Annotated in this window: 16 protein-coding genes; 6 read left to right on the top strand and 10 right to left on the bottom strand. The window is 51.9% G+C overall.

Annotation, left to right across the window (positions count from 1 at the left end):
• Positions 1-206: 206 nt before the first annotated feature.
• From fdxA to secA, 3 genes are all read right to left on the bottom strand, one after another.
• Complete coding sequence (gene fdxA / locus AAC599_RS13815) at positions 207-545, bottom strand: ferredoxin FdxA (protein ID WP_293961050.1); 339 nt, start codon at positions 543-545, stop codon at positions 207-209.
• 119 nt (positions 546-664) lie between these two features.
• Positions 665-1,123, bottom strand: a complete 459-nt coding sequence (locus AAC599_RS13820; RefSeq protein ID WP_340150983.1) for a TerB family tellurite resistance protein — start codon at positions 1,121-1,123, stop codon at positions 665-667.
• A 33-nt stretch (positions 1,124-1,156) separates the two neighbouring features.
• Positions 1,157-3,838 carry a preprotein translocase subunit SecA gene (gene secA, locus AAC599_RS13825; protein ID WP_340150984.1) on the bottom strand — a complete coding sequence of 894 codons (2,682 nt, stop codon included), beginning with the start codon at positions 3,836-3,838 and terminating at the stop codon, positions 1,157-1,159.
• A 330-nt stretch (positions 3,839-4,168) separates the two neighbouring features.
• Here secA and AAC599_RS13830 point away from each other — a divergent pair, with 330 nt between their 5' ends.
• Positions 4,169-5,122, top strand: coding sequence for a peptidylprolyl isomerase (locus AAC599_RS13830; protein WP_340150985.1), 954 nt, complete (start codon positions 4,169-4,171; stop codon positions 5,120-5,122).
• Positions 5,123-5,188: 66 nt separating this feature from the next.
• Here the strand turns inward: AAC599_RS13830 and AAC599_RS13835 are convergent, their stop codons facing one another.
• Entirely contained in the window at positions 5,189-5,629 is a 441-nt protein-coding gene (locus tag AAC599_RS13835) for a DUF1178 family protein (RefSeq protein ID WP_340150986.1), read from the bottom strand.
• 99 nt (positions 5,630-5,728) lie between these two features.
• Between AAC599_RS13835 and AAC599_RS13840 the strand changes: the two genes are divergently transcribed.
• Complete coding sequence (locus AAC599_RS13840) at positions 5,729-6,238, top strand: class I SAM-dependent methyltransferase (RefSeq protein ID WP_340150987.1); 510 nt, start codon at positions 5,729-5,731, stop codon at positions 6,236-6,238.
• A 10-nt stretch (positions 6,239-6,248) separates the two neighbouring features.
• Here the strand turns inward: AAC599_RS13840 and AAC599_RS13845 are convergent, their stop codons facing one another.
• Genes AAC599_RS13845 through AAC599_RS13855 form a run of 3 tightly spaced genes read right to left on the bottom strand, consistent with a single transcriptional unit; the run spans position 6,249 to position 8,187 of the window.
• A complete protein-coding gene (locus AAC599_RS13845) occupies positions 6,249-7,103 on the bottom strand; it encodes a carbon-nitrogen hydrolase family protein (protein ID WP_340150988.1) in 855 nt (284 codons plus the stop codon).
• An 18-nt stretch (positions 7,104-7,121) separates the two neighbouring features.
• Positions 7,122-7,382, bottom strand: coding sequence for a glutaredoxin 3 (gene grxC / locus AAC599_RS13850; RefSeq protein WP_340150989.1), 261 nt, complete (start codon positions 7,380-7,382; stop codon positions 7,122-7,124).
• Between the two features lie 43 nt (positions 7,383-7,425).
• On the bottom strand, positions 7,426-8,187 hold the full coding sequence (locus AAC599_RS13855) for a ComF family protein (protein ID WP_340150990.1): 762 nt from the start codon (positions 8,185-8,187) through the stop codon (positions 7,426-7,428).
• A gap of 113 nt (positions 8,188-8,300) precedes the next feature.
• Here AAC599_RS13855 and AAC599_RS13860 point away from each other — a divergent pair, with 113 nt between their 5' ends.
• Positions 8,301-9,203, top strand: a complete 903-nt coding sequence (locus AAC599_RS13860; RefSeq protein WP_340150991.1) for a methyltransferase domain-containing protein — start codon at positions 8,301-8,303, stop codon at positions 9,201-9,203.
• 384 nt (positions 9,204-9,587) lie between these two features.
• On the opposite strand, the gene mutT is transcribed toward AAC599_RS13860, so the two are convergent.
• The 3 genes from mutT to ubiG form a co-directional block, all read right to left on the bottom strand.
• On the bottom strand, positions 9,588-9,992 hold the full coding sequence (gene mutT / locus AAC599_RS13865; protein WP_340150992.1) for an 8-oxo-dGTP diphosphatase MutT: 405 nt from the start codon (positions 9,990-9,992) through the stop codon (positions 9,588-9,590).
• A gap of 10 nt (positions 9,993-10,002) precedes the next feature.
• Positions 10,003-11,235, bottom strand: a complete 1,233-nt coding sequence (gene argJ / locus AAC599_RS13870; protein WP_340150993.1) for a bifunctional glutamate N-acetyltransferase/amino-acid acetyltransferase ArgJ — start codon at positions 11,233-11,235, stop codon at positions 10,003-10,005.
• A gap of 75 nt (positions 11,236-11,310) precedes the next feature.
• Positions 11,311-12,072, bottom strand: coding sequence for a bifunctional 2-polyprenyl-6-hydroxyphenol methylase/3-demethylubiquinol 3-O-methyltransferase UbiG (gene ubiG / locus AAC599_RS13875; RefSeq protein ID WP_340150994.1), 762 nt, complete (start codon positions 12,070-12,072; stop codon positions 11,311-11,313).
• Positions 12,073-12,254: 182 nt separating this feature from the next.
• Here ubiG and AAC599_RS13880 point away from each other — a divergent pair, with 182 nt between their 5' ends.
• The 3 genes from AAC599_RS13880 to ptsP are packed head-to-tail and all read left to right on the top strand — an operon-like array spanning position 12,255 to position 16,785.
• Positions 12,255-13,475, top strand: a complete 1,221-nt coding sequence (locus tag AAC599_RS13880) for an aspartate kinase (protein WP_340150995.1) — start codon at positions 12,255-12,257, stop codon at positions 13,473-13,475.
• A gap of 13 nt (positions 13,476-13,488) precedes the next feature.
• Entirely contained in the window at positions 13,489-14,520 is a 1,032-nt protein-coding gene (locus AAC599_RS13885) for a nitronate monooxygenase (RefSeq protein ID WP_340150996.1), read from the top strand.
• On the top strand, positions 14,521-16,785 hold the full coding sequence (gene ptsP, locus AAC599_RS13890; RefSeq protein WP_340150997.1) for a phosphoenolpyruvate--protein phosphotransferase: 2,265 nt from the start codon (positions 14,521-14,523) through the stop codon (positions 16,783-16,785).
• Positions 16,786-16,891 lie beyond the last annotated feature (106 nt).

Consider the following 16,891-nt stretch of genomic DNA (forward strand, 5'->3'; position numbering starts at 1 on the left):
AACAGCGCTGCAGATCTTTACGGAATCCATCATAAAAATAGGCCAAGCTATATTTGGCGCAAACGGCAATACATGCAGTTTGCACACTACCCCTACTATAACAAACCTAAAGCATGGAGTAACCATAGCACAATTTTAGGCTAAAAGCTAATAATGTTATCTAAATTCTGAGAGTTTTACGTATTTCCGCGGTGTGTTGACGGAAATTACCCTTGCCCGCCAGGTTTTGGGCTGAACTCGGTCTCATATTTATTAGGCTTACCCTGCCATTCTTCAGCATCTTCAGGCTGTTCGCCTTTTACCGTAATATTCGGCCATATTTCAGAATACTCACGGTTAAGCTCCAAGAATTTTTCAGCGTCTTCTTCTGTATCAGGAAGAATTGCCTCTGCCGGGCACTCAGGTTCACACACACCGCAGTCGATACATTCATCGGGATGTATTACCAGCATGTTTTCGCCTTCGTAGAAACAGTCGACCGGACACACCTCCACGCAGTCCATAAATTTGCAGCGGATGCAACTTTCGGTAACAACGTAGGTCATTTATTTTCTCCGGTCAGTTCGTGGAAGCAACAAAAACACAAGACATGGAAGTCTTTCCCTAACGGATTATCGCTAATAACAGGGAAAAACAACCCTAAAAACATCACGGGCAGGAAAAATTAGTCTTCTGTAATACCAAGGCGGGCCATAACCCTTTTGCGCGCGGTGCCGCTGTCTCGGTCACTTACATAGATCAGTCCGGAAATGCGGCGGACAAGGTTGGCCTCGTATTTACTGAGAACGCCATCAGCATAGGCAACTTCCCATAACATCTCGATCATTTGCACTCTCGTCTCGACGGGAAAGCTGTCTTTTACCGCACGGGTAAAGTAAAAAAGCTGGTCCGATTCCGATTGTGCCTCTTCAGCGTGAGCAACAAGTTCACGGGCCTCGGCGTCAGATGTCTTGTAATGTCGCGTTATCACATCGACGATTGCATCGCGTTCGACATCCTTGAAATCATCATCGGACAGGGCGGCCTCAATCAAGAGCGCAGCCGTTGCGATACGCGCCTCATCCTGTGTTCTGGGCTTAGCCGTATTATCTTCGGACAGCAAAGATTTTAGAAAAGAGATCATATAATTGCCCTGAAATAATTTTTTCCTGCACCCTCAGATCCGGCCGTGGCATTGTTTGAATTTTTTTCCCGAACCACAAGGGCAGGGCGCATTGCGTCGGACCTTGCCCCAATTCTCATTATTGTCCCCGTCCGTATTGATATCTGGGGCTTCAAGTTCGTTTTCACCGGTTGTTGGATCAAGATGGGTTGCCGTCATTTCCTGCTCGTTCGGCTCGGGACGCTTTAACTGCTCCGCCGGATTTTGCAGTTGGACATGCGAAAGATAGGTCGTCACCGTTGCCCGTAGCTGGTTTAGCATCATTTCAAACATATTGAAGGCTTCGCTCTTATATTCATTGAGCGGGTCTTTCTGGGCATATGCACGCAGTGAAACACCCTGGCGCAACTGATCGAGCTGGAGAAGATGTTCCTTCCATGCCTGATCGAGTATTTGCAGCAGGACACTTTTCTCGACCATGCGCATAACTTCAGAACCGTAGCGGACTGCCTTTTCCGCCATCTTGCGATTGGCGTGATCTTTCAGGCGGTCACGGATCTCCTCATCGGCAATCCCTTCTTCATCCGCCCATTCATCCACGGGCAGTTCAAGAGCCAGTGTCCGGGCCGCTTCCAGTTTCAGCCCTTCCACATCCCATTGCTCCGGATAGGCCTTGGGGGGAATGTGGGTCGCAACCATATCGTCAATCACTTCATTGCGCATGGTCGTGACTGTCTCCGACACATCCTGCGTGTCCATTAATTCAATCCGTTGTTCATAAATGACCTTGCGCTGGTCATTCATGACATCATCGAATTTCAGGAGATTCTTACGGATGTCATAGTTCCGCGCCTCGACCTTTTGCTGCGCCTTCTCCAGTGCCTTGTTAATCCAAGGATGGACAATTGCCTCTCCTTCCTCCAGGCCAAGTTTACGGAGCATGCCATCCATCCGCTCGGACCCGAAAATGCGCATCAGGTCATCCTGAAGCGAGAGGAAGAAGCGTGAAGTGCCGGGGTCTCCCTGCCGTCCGGCGCGGCCGCGAAGCTGGTTGTCAATACGCCGGGATTCATGCCGCTCTGTCCCGATGACGAAGAGTCCGCCTGCTGCAAGCACCTGTTTGCGCTGTTCGGCTATCTCGGCTTTGATTTCGGCAGTTACCTTGGCGATTTCTGCCTCATCCGTCATATCTCCAGTTTTGGCGGCGATCATCATCTCTTCGTTGCCGCCAAGCTTGATGTCCGTTCCGCGTCCTGCCATGTTCGTGGCAATCGTAACGGCGCTGACGCGGCCCGCCTGGCTGATAATTTCAGCTTCCTGTTCGTGATAGCGGGCGTTCAGGACTTTATGTGGGATCTTCTTCTGATTTAGAAGACCTGACAGCATTTCGGATTTTTCTATGGAGACAGTACCAACAAGGACAGGCTGGCCCCGTTTCAGGCAATCCTCAATCGTTATGACAATGGCGTTATACTTTTCTTCGGCTGTGCGGTAAACTTCGTCATCCGCATCCAGCCGCGCGACGGGCACGTTTGTGGGGATTTCAATGACTTCCAGCCCATAAATTTCATGAAATTCATCCGCTTCCGTCGCGGCTGTGCCGGTCATGCCGGAAAGCTTGTCATACAGGCGGAAATAGTTCTGAAAGGTAATGGAGGCCAGTGTCTGGTTTTCCGGCTGGATCGTGACCTTTTCTTTGGCTTCAAGAGCTTGATGAAGTCCTTCTGAGTAGCGGCGCCCTTCCATCATACGACCGGTGAATTCGTCAATAATGATGACTTTGTCGTTCTTGACAATGTAGTCCTTGTCTTTCTCGAAAAGTTTATGTGCGCGAAGCGCCTGATTGAGGTGATGAACAATCGCGACATTCTCCACGTCATAGAGATTGTCGCCCTTTAGAAGGCCGGCCTCATCCAGCACCTTTTCAATATCTTCGGCACCATCCTCCGAAAAGCCGACTGTCTTTGTTTTTTCATCTACCTCGTAGTCGTCTTCCTTGAGGTTCGGGATCAAAGCATCAATGGCCAGATAAAGTTCCGACGAATCTTCCGCCGGCCCGGAAATAATGAGGGGCGTTCGTGCTTCATCGATCAGGATGCTGTCCACCTCGTCGACGATGGCATAATGAAACCCTCGCTGCACCATCGCCGATTTTTCGTATTTCATATTATCGCGGAGATAATCGAAGCCGAATTCGTTGTTTGTGCCATATGTAATGTCGGCCTGATAGGCAGCGGCACGCTCCTGTTCATCGATGCCATGAATAATGCAGCCGACCGTTAGTCCCAACATGGAGAATACCTGTCCCATCCATTGTGAATCTCGCTGGGCCAGATAGTCGTTTACGGTAACAATATGCACACCATTGCCGGTCAGGGCATTAAGATAGGCAGGGAGGGTGGAGACAAGGGTCTTACCTTCACCGGTTTTCATCTCGGTGATTTTTCCCTGATGCAGGACGATGCCGCCGAGCAACTGGACATCATAATGTCGTTCCCCAAGAGCGCGGGAAGCTGCCTCACGGACACAGGCGAAGGCTTCGGGCAGGAGATCGTCGAGTGTAGATCCCGCCGCGAGGCGATCCTTGAATTCCTGGGTTTTCGCCAGTAGTTCGCTGTCGGACAATGGCTTGATCTTGTCCTCAAACGCATTGATTTCGTCAACTTTGGTTCGAACAAGTTTAAGTGCCCTGTCATTCGGCGACCCGAACAACTTCTTGGCAAAGGAACCGAACATATCTGACTAAACTCCAGTCATGGGTTGCTTTTTTCTGGGTGCGCAGTTTCGTGCGCGGAGGTTATGTCTTAAATAGTCTCACTTCGAGGGCAAAACCAGCATTATAAATATTCAGACAGATAAGGGGCAAGTGCAATCATGTCAATCAATCCGGCGAGGAAGGAGCAAAAAGCCGTTGGATTTAATGGCAAAAAGATAGAAAAAATCGGTTCAGAGGGAACAAAGGTTGTTATGAGTTGAAATATTACTATATTCGCTTGAAATCTCCGCTCGCGGGAACTTTTAAGCTTGCTCCCAAACGCATAAAATAGAAATCAGGGTCCTAGTATTATGAAATCACTACATTTTTTCGCTCTGGCTGTCGTTGCCGTGCTTTGTCTGGTTATCGGATATTACGTTGGCACGCAAAGTGACGCGATCCCGGGCATGGATATGGTCGCTTCGGATGAGGTGAAGACAGAGGAGGCCATGCCAGCCAAAGAGCCAGACAGTGACGTTCTCGCAACTGTGAACGGCGAAAACATTACTGAGGCGGACATTGCGTTTCTATACAGTTCTCTGCCACAACAATACCGTCAGGCACCATTAGCCATGATCAAGGAGCAACTGCTGCAGCAATTGATCAGCATGGAAGTGATCTCTCAGGCGGCCGCGAAAGAGAATCTGAGCGATAACCCGGAATATAAGGACCGTCTTGACGCGGTGCAGACGCAGCTAATGCAGGAGTTCTACATCAAGGCCAAGATTGATGAGCTGGTCACAGATGAGTTGCTAAAGGAAGAGTACGATAAGATCGTCGCTGGCTTCACGCCTGAAGAACAGCTCCATGCACGGCATATTCTTCTCAAGACGGAAGAAGAAGCCAACGATGTCATCAAGCTTCTGGATGAAGGCGGTGATTTTGCTGAGCTTGCCAAAGAATACTCGACCGGCCCATCAGGTCCAAACGGTGGTGACCTTGGGTTTTTTGCAAAGGGCAGCATGGTGCCGGAATTTGCGGACGCGGCCTTTAACCTCAAGAATGGCGAATATACGAAAGCGCCTGTAGAGAGCCAGTTCGGCTTTCATGTCATCAAGGCTGAGGACCGGCGCAATACCGAACCGCCGACCTTCGAAGAGAAGAAGCCTGAACTCCAGTCCAAGGTAAGCAACTTGGTGATCGACAAGCTGATTGAAGAATTGAAGGCGGATGCCTCAATTATTCTGATGACGCCGACTGAAGATGAGAAGGCGGCGGAGAAATCGCAGGAAAATTCCGTAACGGGAGATGGCAAAAAAGAGTAAGCGGCCTTTGCGGCGTCCAAAAAGAAGGCCCGGAATTTCCGGGCCTTCTTTATCTGATCGGGAGGGTCAACTGTTAGTCGCTGGAAGCCAAGGAATTTCAGCAATTTCGACACCTTCTTCGCTCAATTCCCGGCTTTCCTCCGCCGTCGCCTCGCCGTAAATGCCATGATTTTCAATTTCGCCATAGTGAATTTTACGCGCTTCCTCGGCAAACCGTGTTCCCACATAGTCACAGTTTTCTTCAACAGATTTGCGGAGCTGCCGAAGCGCCGACATGACCATAGCAGCTTGGTTGGCTTCTTGTTTGGCGGTGTTGTCACGCTCCGAACTTTTCGTTGTTCCCTTGCGCGAGACGGACGGTGCCATTGGCGCCTTGCCCACGGCCGTTGATCCGCAAACGGCGCAGATCACATCGCCCGCGTCCGCCTGTTCATCAAAGGCGGCGCTGTTTTTAAACCATGCTTCAAATACATGGGCATTTTCACATTTAAGATCGTATTTAATCATCTGCAAAAATAACGGCAAACAGTTGAAAATATCTCTTATTAAGAAATAATCGTTTTCCAGTTAAACACAAGTCCTTAATCGATGGAAGCAAGATAAGATATGCGCCCCGTATCACCATGGATTGAAAAACATGCGAACCTCATCCCGAAAGGTCAGCCGGTTATTGACGTGGCATGCGGCGGTGGGCGGCATAGTCTGTTCCTACTGGAACAGGGGCATGAAGTGCTTGCGGTGGATATTGATACCTCGGCAATCGCGTCCTTTGAAGGACGGCGCGGTCTTACCATAATCAAGTCGGACCTAGAGGGGGCGGCATGGCCCTTCCCACTCGAAAGCGCAGGCGCGATTGTGGTCGTGAATTATCTCTGGCGTCCTCTTTTTCCATATATGTATGAGACGCTCAGACCCGGGAGCATTCTGCTCTATGATACCTTTGCGCTAGGGAATGAAAAATACGGGCGCCCGAGGAACCCGGATTTTCTATTGGCGCCGGGAGAACTTATCGAGCGGCTGGAAGGGGCCTTCGACGTTATTGATTGTTTCGACGGTTATACGGAAGAGCCGGTACCGGCCTGCCGTCAATCCGTTGCCGCAAGAAAACGCTTCTGATCAGGAAACATCACTCAGCCGCATCGGAAACTGCTTCTGGCGTCTGCAACGTGAAGTCCACAATATTGCTTAAATTAGGCACCTGGCGGCGGCGTTTTTGTACCTCCTCCAGATCAATCTTTGCAGTGACGAAGCCGGGCTCCTCACCGCCATCGGCGAGAACCTCCCCCCAGGGATCGACAATCAGCGAATGGCCATAGGTGCGTCTTTTCTCCGAATGCTGTCCGCACTGAGCGGGGGCAATAACAAAGGCACCGTTTTCAATTGCGCGCGCCCTTAACAGAACATGCCAATGCGCTTTGCCCGTCGTCGCTGTAAAGGCTGCCGGAACCGTCAGGAACTTTGCACCATTTAACGCCAATTGCTGATAGAGATGGGCAAACCGCACATCATAGCAGACAGAGAGTCCAACTGTTCCCCATGTGGTTTCTGCGATTTGCGCAGTGTTTCCGGGCGCATAGGCGCGGCTTTCCTTATGGCTTTCCCCGGTACTGAGTTCAACGTCGAACATATGGATCTTGTCGTACTGGGCGGCAATACCGCCATCGGGGCGGATCAGGAAGGACCGGTTGGCGAGACGCTCATCATCCGGCTTTTTGACAACAAGCGAACCCGCCAGAATCCAGGTGCCGGTTTCTTCCGCCAATGCACGGAAGGATTTCAATGTAACGTCATTTTCCTGAAACTGTGCCTTGGCGCGTGCTTCCGCCTTGTTAGGCTCCAGCATGTTCGTTACTTCCGGTGTTGCAATAAAGTCAGCACCAGCGCTCGCCGCTTCCCGGATCAGCGTGGTTGCGACATCCAGGTTTCCCCGCACATCACCTGTGCTCGTCATCTGTATGCAGGCAGCGGTGAATGAAGACATGTTATTCTCCTTTCGGGATCAATTGATTCCCAAAATGTGATCTAGTTTTCCCTTTGCATCGAGCATATGGATTTGGTCGCTGTCTCCAATATGGTCGCCATCGACAAATATCTGCGGAACGGTATAGGCACCATTGGCGCGTCGCGTCATTTCCTCACGGAGTTCTCCGTCTACAGTCACGTCAATTTCCTTGTAATCGACTCCCTTGTTGTTCAGCAGCTTTTTTGCCCGTGAACAAAAGGGACAGAACATCGTCGTGTATATTTCTATTTTCTTCATCGAGTGCATCTTCCCTTATAGGATACATACCGAACTGGATAAATTATATAATGGTGTTGACCGCTCTGACAACGCGACTGAAGGTGAGGACGTCTACATTCTGTGCCCCGCCATCTATCAGGCACTTGCTGCAGGCCTCTACCGTAGCGCCGGTCGTCAATACATCGTCGATCAATAATACCCGAGCCCCTTCAAGAAGCATAGCGCGCGTTGGGTTTACGTCGAACGCCCCGCGAACGTTTCGGAATCTGGCCCTTGCACTCAATCCTCCCTGCGTTCTGGTATGATACTTTCTTATGAGGAGGTCGAGTATAGCTGGTTTATGGCTTAGCTTCGACAGTTCCCGGGCAAGCATCGCCGATTGGTTGAAGCGTCGTCGGATCAGTCTTTGCCGGTGCAAGGGAACAGGACAAATAATATCACAATCATTAATTAGATCCATCCCAGCACGATGCATCCACTGTGCGAAGGTCGGCGCCCGGTTCGTCTGATCCGAATGTTTATAGCCGAGAATCATGTCCCGGCTTGCCTCATCATATTTGAGGACGGCACGGGCCTTTGAATATGCCGGGGCTCGTTTAAGGCAGGCGGCACAGATCATGTCATCTCCCGCATTATACTCAAATGGATATCCGCAGATGTTGCAGAACGGAGCCGATATATATGTCATTTCAGGCCAGCAGCGGCCACACAGATTGCCAGGGCTATCGATGGGTTCAGCACAGTTGACGCAGCCCGGCGGGAAGACGGCATCCAGAGCCGTTTTTTGTATGTGATTAATGAGCAGGCGGGCTGAGATAGTCATGCTGGCGAACTATACGGCAAACATGTTTGAAAACATATCGATAAATAAACTTTGGGTGACGGTACATGCGCTCTGTAATTGTGTCCTAATCGGGAAAATGCCATAAGGTCAAAATGAGAAAACCAACCTCGCTAATAGATTCCGGCCATATTCTGTTTGATCGCAGAGTGGTTGCGGATCATCGCCGCCGTGCCGCCCTAAGCGATTGGCCGCGATATCGCTTCCTGTTTGACGAGGTTGCCGCACGGCTGTCGGAGAGACTTCTGGATATCAATCACGATTTTAAGCTGGCTCTCGATCTTGGGGGAAGAGGGGGAGGGTTCGCGGAGCAGGTGATTTCCCTCAAGAAAGCGCAGCAGGTAATCCGCACCGATATATGCGCGGAAATGTTGCGCGACGGTAAAGATTCTGCTGTTGTAGTTGATGAAGAATTTTTGCCATTTAAGCCTGCAACATTTGATCTTGTGGGGAGCGTTCTTGCCCTGCACTGGACAAACGACCTCCCCGGCTCGCTCGCACAGATAAGAAGTATACTCAAGCCAAACGGGCTGTTCTTGGGGGCTCTGTTTGGCATTGACAGCCTGCAGGAGCTAAAATCCTGCCTTTTTGAGGCGGAATCGGACATTAAGGGCGGTGTTAGCCCGCGTGTCTCACCTTTTACGGAAATTCGGGATGCTGGCGCGCTGCTTCAAAGGGCAGGGTTGGCGTTGCCGGTGACAGATACGGAGATGATCACGCTGAAATACGAGCATCCATTTGCTCTCATGCATGAATTGCGCGGAATGGGGGAGGCAAATGCTCTCATGGCGCGGCAGAAAAATTTCACAGGCCGTAAAGTCCTGATGCGGGCAGCGGAACTATACTTGGAGCGATATGCCGATGAAAATGGCCGCGTGCCCGCGACATTCCAGATAATCTATATGACGGGCTGGTCCCCGCATGACAGCCAGCAAAAACCGCTACGGCGTGGCAGCGCGCATCATAACATGAGCGATATTCTTAAAACTGACGATTAGAAAGTGCAAATCTAGCCCCGCTTTGATTGTATTTTTCGGTGCAATTGTTGGCGTGAGGGTAGAATTTTATAAATTCAGCCAACAGAAGCCATAAAGCAGAATAATGATGAAAACTCGGTACTTACTAGATATTAATCCGCAAAAAATGCAGAAAACTAAGGATTTATAACCATATTCGAGGATAAAAGTAGTTGATCTGGAGCGCTTTTTGGTTTGTAATTTCTAATGTAGACTTGCTGAATGTCGAGGCATCTGGTGCCTGCCTTGGGTTTCAAACTCAAAAATTTGAGGTATAGTTTACATAGGCCGGTCTTTGGATGAGGAGAAAGTCCAAATACCGGCCTTTTTTATGTCAGAACAGGCGCTCTCACAGATGCTTTTGTTCTATAGAAGATCCCTGAGCATGGCGATCAGAGGGATATCCGCCGGAGGCATTGCAAAATCCCCCAGTCTTGGCGCACGCGCCCATTTGAGTGTTTGGCCCTCAATCGGGCGCGGTGTGCCACTCCAACGTCTGCAGACATAGAGCGGCATCAATAGATGGAACTCCTCGTATGTGTGGCTCGCGAAGGTAAAGGGAGCAAGGCAGGCCTCTGTCACATCAATGGCGAGTTCCTCTTTCAGCTCCCGGATGAGGGCTGTTTCGGGAGTTTCCCCGGTTTCGACTTTACCGCCAGGAAATTCCCACAATCCGGCCATGCTTTTGCCATTGGGGCGCTGGGCGATCAGGACACGGTTATCATCATCAACCAGTGCAACGGCCGCAACGAGAATGGTCGGAAAGGACATCACAGGGCTCTCAACTTCGGTAATCGGCATTGATCTCGATATAACCATGTGTCAGATCACAGGTCCAGGCAAATGCCGATCCACTTCCAATAGCGACATCTACCTCAATCAGGATCTCCTTTCCCTGCATATGCGGTATGATATCCGCTTCACGGTATGAGGGGGAGCGAGCGCCACTTTCGGCAATCAGAATGCCACCCATCCGGAGGCTCATTTTGTCTCGGTCCGCCTTTTCGCCTGATTTTCCGACCGCCATGACAACCCGGCCCCAGTTGGCATCCTCTCCGGCAATTGCCGTTTTCACGAGCGGGGAGTTGGCAATGGCCAGTGCAATGACTTTCGCAGACGCATCGCTTGTCGCGCCGCTCACCTTTACGGTTATGAACTTGCTGGCGCCTTCCCCATCGCGTGCGACCTGCTGCGCAAGATCTTTCATGATCTCCAGAAGCGCGCGTTTGAAATCATCGAGGGTCGGGTCCGTTGATTGCGTCGGGGCCTCGTTTCCTGCGGCTCCTGTTGCGAAAAGAAGAACTGTATCGCTGGTGGATGTATCGGAGTCCACGGTAACGCAATTAAAGCTCTTCTCATTTGCCTCTTGCAGTAATGCCTGCAATATGTCGGCAGGGATCGCGGCATCGGTGAACAGGAAGGCGAGCATGGTCGCCATGTCTGGCGCGATCATCCCGGATCCCTTTGCAAATCCCGCGAGCGACACTTCCTTCCCCCCGATGGTCGCCTTTGCGACGGCTCCTTTGGCGAAGGTGTCGGTGGTCATGATGGTTTTTGCTGCAGCTTCGCCGGCTGTAGGAGACAGGTCCCCCGCCAGCCGCGGAAGAATATTCGTGATTTTCTCCGTCGGAAGAGGCTCGCCAATTACACCGGTCGACGCAATATAAATCTGTTCCGGTGCCGTACTGAGAAGGTCAGCGGCGGCGGCGGCCGTATCTTCCACGGCTTTGCGGCCAGCAGAGCCGGTAAAGACATTTGCGATCCCGGCATTGACGACAAGTCCCCGCGCGGTACCGGACGGCAGGATGTCGCGGTCCCAGTCAACCGGGGCACCCGGCATGGCGTTCTTAGTGAATACCCCGGCAACCGTCGTCTTGTCAGAGAATTCTGCCAGCATGACGTCATCGCGGCCTTTATAGCGCATGCCGGAATTGCCGGTGGCAAATCGCACCCCCTTGATTTCCGGGAAAGCAGGAAACGCGGCAGGGGCGAGCGGTGACGGCTTAAGGGACATGACGGTTCTCTTTACATCTAAAAAATTACCCAATAAGGCAACTTTATTGGTGCGGTCAATTCGGATTCAATAAGATTATGCAGGATTTACGGCGGCAAGGAGATAATTGATGCTGAGATCCTTGCTGATATGCCATCGATCTTCGAACGGATTATAGGTCGCACCTGCAACATCTTTGACCGCCAGGCCATTGTTTCGGGCAAGGCGGGCGACTTCCGACGGTTTCAAGAATTTTTTCCAGCTATGAGTGCCTTTGGGCAGCCAGCGAAGGACATACTCCGCGCCGACAATGGCAAAGGCAAAGCTTTTCGCCGTGCGATTCAGCGTCGCGACAAACATAATTCCGCCGGGTTTGAGCATAGCAGCGCAGGCTTCGACAAAGCCGTCGATGTCCGCGACATGCTCAATCACTTCCATGTTCAGGATTATGTCGAATTTTTCTCCCGTTGCGGCAAGTTCTTCAGCCGTCGTATGGCGATAGTCGATATTGAGACCAGATTTCTCAGCATGAAGGGAGGCAATCTGGATATTTTTCCGGGAGGCATCTGCCGCAATAACATGTGCCCCCAGTCGGGCCATAGGTTCAGACAGCAATCCGCCGCCACAGCCAATATCCAGAACTTTCAGCCCAGCGAAAGGTTTGAGTTTCACCACGGCATCGTCCGTTTGCAGCCCGAAATGAGAGATAACCGTATCGCGGACATAGCCAATTCGAATCGGATTGAACTTATGCAGGGGCTTGAACTTGCCGTTCTCATCCCACCATTCTTCGGCCATCGCTTCGAAATTTGCTATCTCGACCGGATCTACGGATTTCGCCGTCGTTGCGTCGTTCATAATTGCCTCTTTATCAGACGCCATAAAAAAGTCAGCCTTATTGTATTAAATTCGCCGTGGAGCTTGCCCCACAGGCATCCTTAAGTATATGTATACGCTCCTTTGTAGCCAAAGGGCAAATGTGACAACAAACATCATTTTTTGGACCCTTGCCAAGGGGCGGGGGGAGAGGTAATGCGGCCATGGCGCGGCTGGTGATGAAATTTGGGGGAACCTCGGTCGGCACGGTAGAGCGGATCAAGAACGTCGCCCTGAAAGTGAAGCGGGAAGTTGATGCTGGTCATGAGGTGGCGGTGGTCGTCTCCGCGATGTCCGGCGATACGAACCGGCTTGTTGATCTTGTATCGGATGTCTCTGTTTTGCACGATGCACGGGAATATGACGTCGTTGTATCGAGTGGTGAGCAGGTGACCATTGGTCTCCTGTCGCTTGCGCTTCAGGGCCTCGGTGTATCCGCGCGATCCTGGCTGGGCTGGCAGATTCCGGTTCAGACGAATGCTGTTCACGGCGCGGCGCGGATAGAGAACATAGACTGCACGGAAATCATCAAGCGGTTTGAGGATCAGCAGGTGGCCGTCTGTGCCGGATTTCAGGGAATTGGGTCGGACAATCGGATCACGACACTGGGCCGCGGCGGTTCCGATACATCCGCTGTGGCACTCGCAGCAGCACTAAAGGCGGACAGGTGTGATATCTATACGGATGTTGACGGAATTTATACCGCCGATCCGCGGATCGCGACAAAAGCCGCTAAACTTGATAAAATTACGTATGAGGAAATGCTGGAACTGGCGTCCCTTGGTGCCAAGGTTCTTCAAACACGGTCCGTCGAAATGGCGATGAAACACCGGGTGAAATTGCAGGTACTCTCTAGTTTCGAAGATTTACCAGGAACATTGGTTGTAGATGAGGAAGATATCGTGGAACAGCAGGTTGTGAGTGGCGTTACCTACACCCGTGATGAAGCCAAGGTGACATTGCAACAGGTGGCGGATCGCCCGGGAATGGCGGCGCTTGTGTTCGGTGCATTGGCAGATGCGAATATCAATGTTGATATGATCGTCCAGAACGTCTCGGAAGACGGCAAGGCGACGGACCTTACCTTTACCGTCGGTCGCAAGGAAATGAATCAGGCGCTTGCGGTTCTGGATCAATTGAAAGACAAGGCTGCCTGTCGGGCGATTGTCCCCGATCCGAATGTCGTGAAGGTGTCGATAGTCGGAATGGGGATGCGCAGTCATTCCGGTGTCGCCAAGACAATGTTCTCCGCGCTGGCCGAAAAGGGTATTAATATTCAGGTGATTTCAACCTCGGAAATTAAAGTCAGCGTGTTGCTGGCGGAAGAGTATACGGAACTTGCAGTACGAACCCTTCATACTGCCTTTGGACTGGATGCGGCGTAAGATGGACAAGAAGATGACGAACGGGCCTGAAACGATCGAGATGGCCTGGAAGCGCGGGTGCGATTTCCTCGGCACCAAATACGCGATTTTGGGCGGGGCGATGTCCTGGGTGTCGGAACGTAATCTCGTTGCTGCAATTTCCAATGCTGGCGGGTTCGGTGTTATCGCCTGCGGGGCAATGACGCCGGAATTGCTTGATGCGGAAATCAAGGGAACGCAGGCGCTCACAGACAAGCCGTTCGGTGTGAATCTGATCACCATGCATCCTGATCTCGACAAGCTTGTTGACATCTGCCTTGCCAATAATGTCGGACATGTCGTGCTTGCGGGTGGTGTGCCGTCCAAGGAAACCATCTTCAAAATCAAGGAAGGCGGCGCCAAGACTATTTGTTTCGCGCCGATATTGGCGCTGGCCAAGAAGCTGATCCGTACAGGTGCAGATGCTCTGATTATTGAGGGCATGGAAGCCGGTGGACATATCGGGCCGGTGGCAACCAGTGTACTGGCGCAGGAGATCCTGCCGCATGTTACGGAAGTGCCTGTTTTTGTGGCGGGCGGCATTGGCCGTGGCGAAGCAATTACCAATTATCTGCGGATGGGCGCTTCCGGCTGTCAACTTGGCACGGTTTTCGTGTGCGCGCATGAATCCATCGCCCATCCCGATTTCAAGAAAGCCTTTATCCGTGCAAGCGCGCGCGACGCGGTCACAACGGTTCAGGTCGATCCGATGTTTCCGGTTATCCCCGTTCGGGCTCTTAACAATGAAGGCGGGAAGAAATTCATCGAAACGCAACACGCAGTGATTGCGAAATACAAATCCGGTGAACTGGATCTTGAGGCTGCACAGCTTGAAATTGAGCATTTTTGGGCAGGTGCGTTGCGTCGGGCTGTGATCGAGGGCGATGTTGAGTATGGCTCCGTCATGGCCGGTCAAAGTGTTGGCATGGTCAAGAAGGAACAGGCAACGACAGAGATCGTCGAGGAACTGGTTGCGCAGGCCCGTGCCGCGCTTGAGGGTTCTGAGGTGGAGAGGAATACCTCGTAAATGAGTGGCCTCGGCATCAGCGCGCCCAGATTGCTTCTACGCAAGCTCCACCAGGTTATGGCGGGGCATGGTGATGCGGAACAGCGCCTGAATGAGATTGTACGTCTAATCGCCGGCAATATGATTGCCGAGGTCTGTTCGTGCTATCTCAGGCGGGCCGGTGACGTACTGGAGCTATATGCCACGGAAGGTCTTAAAAAGAATTCTGTTCATCAGACCCGCTTGCGTCTCGGCGAAGGTCTGGTTGGTGACATTGCCGCCCGCGCCCGTCCGCTTAATCTCTCGGACGCACAGTCTCATCCGCAATTCGCCTATCGCCCGGAAACGGGTGAAGAGGAATATCATTCGCTGCTTGGTACACCAATTCTGCGTGGAGGACGGGTGATCGGGGTGCTGGTCGTTCAGAACCGCACCCGCCGCGTCTACACGGATGAGGAAGTCGAAGCCCTGCAGACCGTTGCGATGGTTGTCGCGGAACTTGTCAGTTCTGAAGAGATGGTGGCGGCAACAGAGTTTTCCGATACGGCCGGAAATGCGACATTGCCGCATCACGTCAGCGGAAAAGTGCTCGCGGAAGGGCTGGCGGCTGGCTATGCCTTGCTGCATGAGCCCAGAATTGAGGTGCTGCGTACTATTTCCGAAGATCGGGCAAAAGAGCTGAACCGGCTGAACTCCGCTGTTAGTGCCTTGCAGAGTTCCGTTGATAAGTTGTTGCTGGCGACAAATACGATGCTGACGGATGAGTCAAAGGACATCTTTGAGGCATACAAGATGTTTGCCCATGACAAGGGCTGGCTAAAAAAACTGCATGATGCGGTTGCGACTGGTCTTACAGTGGAAGCTGCAATCAAGCGGGTGCAGGATGATACGCGGGCGCGGATGAAGGAAATCAATGATCCGTATCTGCGGGAACGGCTCTCAGAGCTTGATGATCTCGCCAATCGCTTATATCTGCATCTTGACGGACGGGTACAGATAGACCGTCGTAACCTTACAATGGATACGGTGGTGATTGCAGCCAATATGGGGGCGGCTGAGCTGCTTGACTATGACCGTCGGCATCTGAAAGCAGTCGTATTGGAGGCCGGTACGCGGGCCAGCCATGTTGCAATCGTTGCCCGGGCTCTCGGCGTGCCGGTCGTTGGTCAATGTGCCAGCATTCGCGAGAATGTGGAGCAAGGGGACTTCGTCCTAGTGGATGCGGAGCATGGTCAGGTGTTTCTGCGCCCCGGCGAGGACGTTCAGGAAGCCTTCTCAAGAAGCCAGAACCAACGGGCACAGCGTCAGGCAAAATATGCGGCGCTCCGCGATAAGCCGAATATCTCAAAAGACAACGTACCGCTTAGCCTGAACGTCAATGCGGGTTTGTTGCTCGACATTGACCATTTTCCGGAATTTGGTGCGGACGGCATAGGTCTTTTCAGAACAGAGCTGCAATTCATGGTGCGCTCCCAGATGCCGAAAGTTGACGAGCAAACTACATTGTATGCACGCGTGCTCGACAAGATGGAGGGAAAGCCGGTCATCTTTCGGACGCTGGATATCGGCGGCGACAAGATGCTACCCTATCTGAAAACAAAGACGGAGGAAAACCCGGCATTGGGGTGGCGGGCCATTCGGATCGGTCTTGACAGACCGGCGTTGCTCCGCAGTCAGCTGCGGGCGTTGGTTCGCGCTGCGGCTGGGCGGGATCTGTCCCTGATGTTTCCCATGATCGCGGAGGTGCCGGAGTTTCTGGAAGCAAAGACAATTCTGAACAAGGAGATTGACCGGGCTAAGCAGAAACCGGGCGGTGCACCCTTAAATGTGAAAGTAGGTACGATGATCGAAGTGCCCTCGATCGTTTGGCAGTTGCCGCAGCTTTTGACAGAAGTTGATTTTATCTCGGTCGGATCGAACGACCTGATGCAGTTCTTTTTTGCGGTTGATCGGGGAAATCCGAAAATCAGTGAACGGTATGATACCTTGAGCCCGACGCTACTGACACTGTTCCGCAATATTGCCGAGCAATGCGAAAAGGCGAATAAGCCCTTTTCCATTTGCGGGGATATTGCAGGGCGGCCATTGGAGGCGATGGCGCTCCTTGGGTTGGGGTATCGAAACTTTTCCATGTCTTCCGAAGCATTGGGACGGGTAAAGGAAATGGTGCTCAGTACAGACATAGGCAAACTGGAAAACTATGTCCGCAGTCTCTGCAATTCAAGGGACCATTCCGTGCGCGATCAACTACGGTCATTTGCCCGGGATCATTCGATCATCATATAAGAGATTGAAGTTTGCTGAATTTTGCCGATAATGGCGGCAAAGCTGTTGTGACGAAATAGAAAACTGTATGTTTGGCGTTCGATTATGGCGAGAGACAGCAAACGAC

It is taken from the genome of uncultured Sneathiella sp. (genome assembly GCF_963976355.1).
GTDB lineage: Bacteria > Pseudomonadota > Alphaproteobacteria > Sneathiellales > Sneathiellaceae > Sneathiella.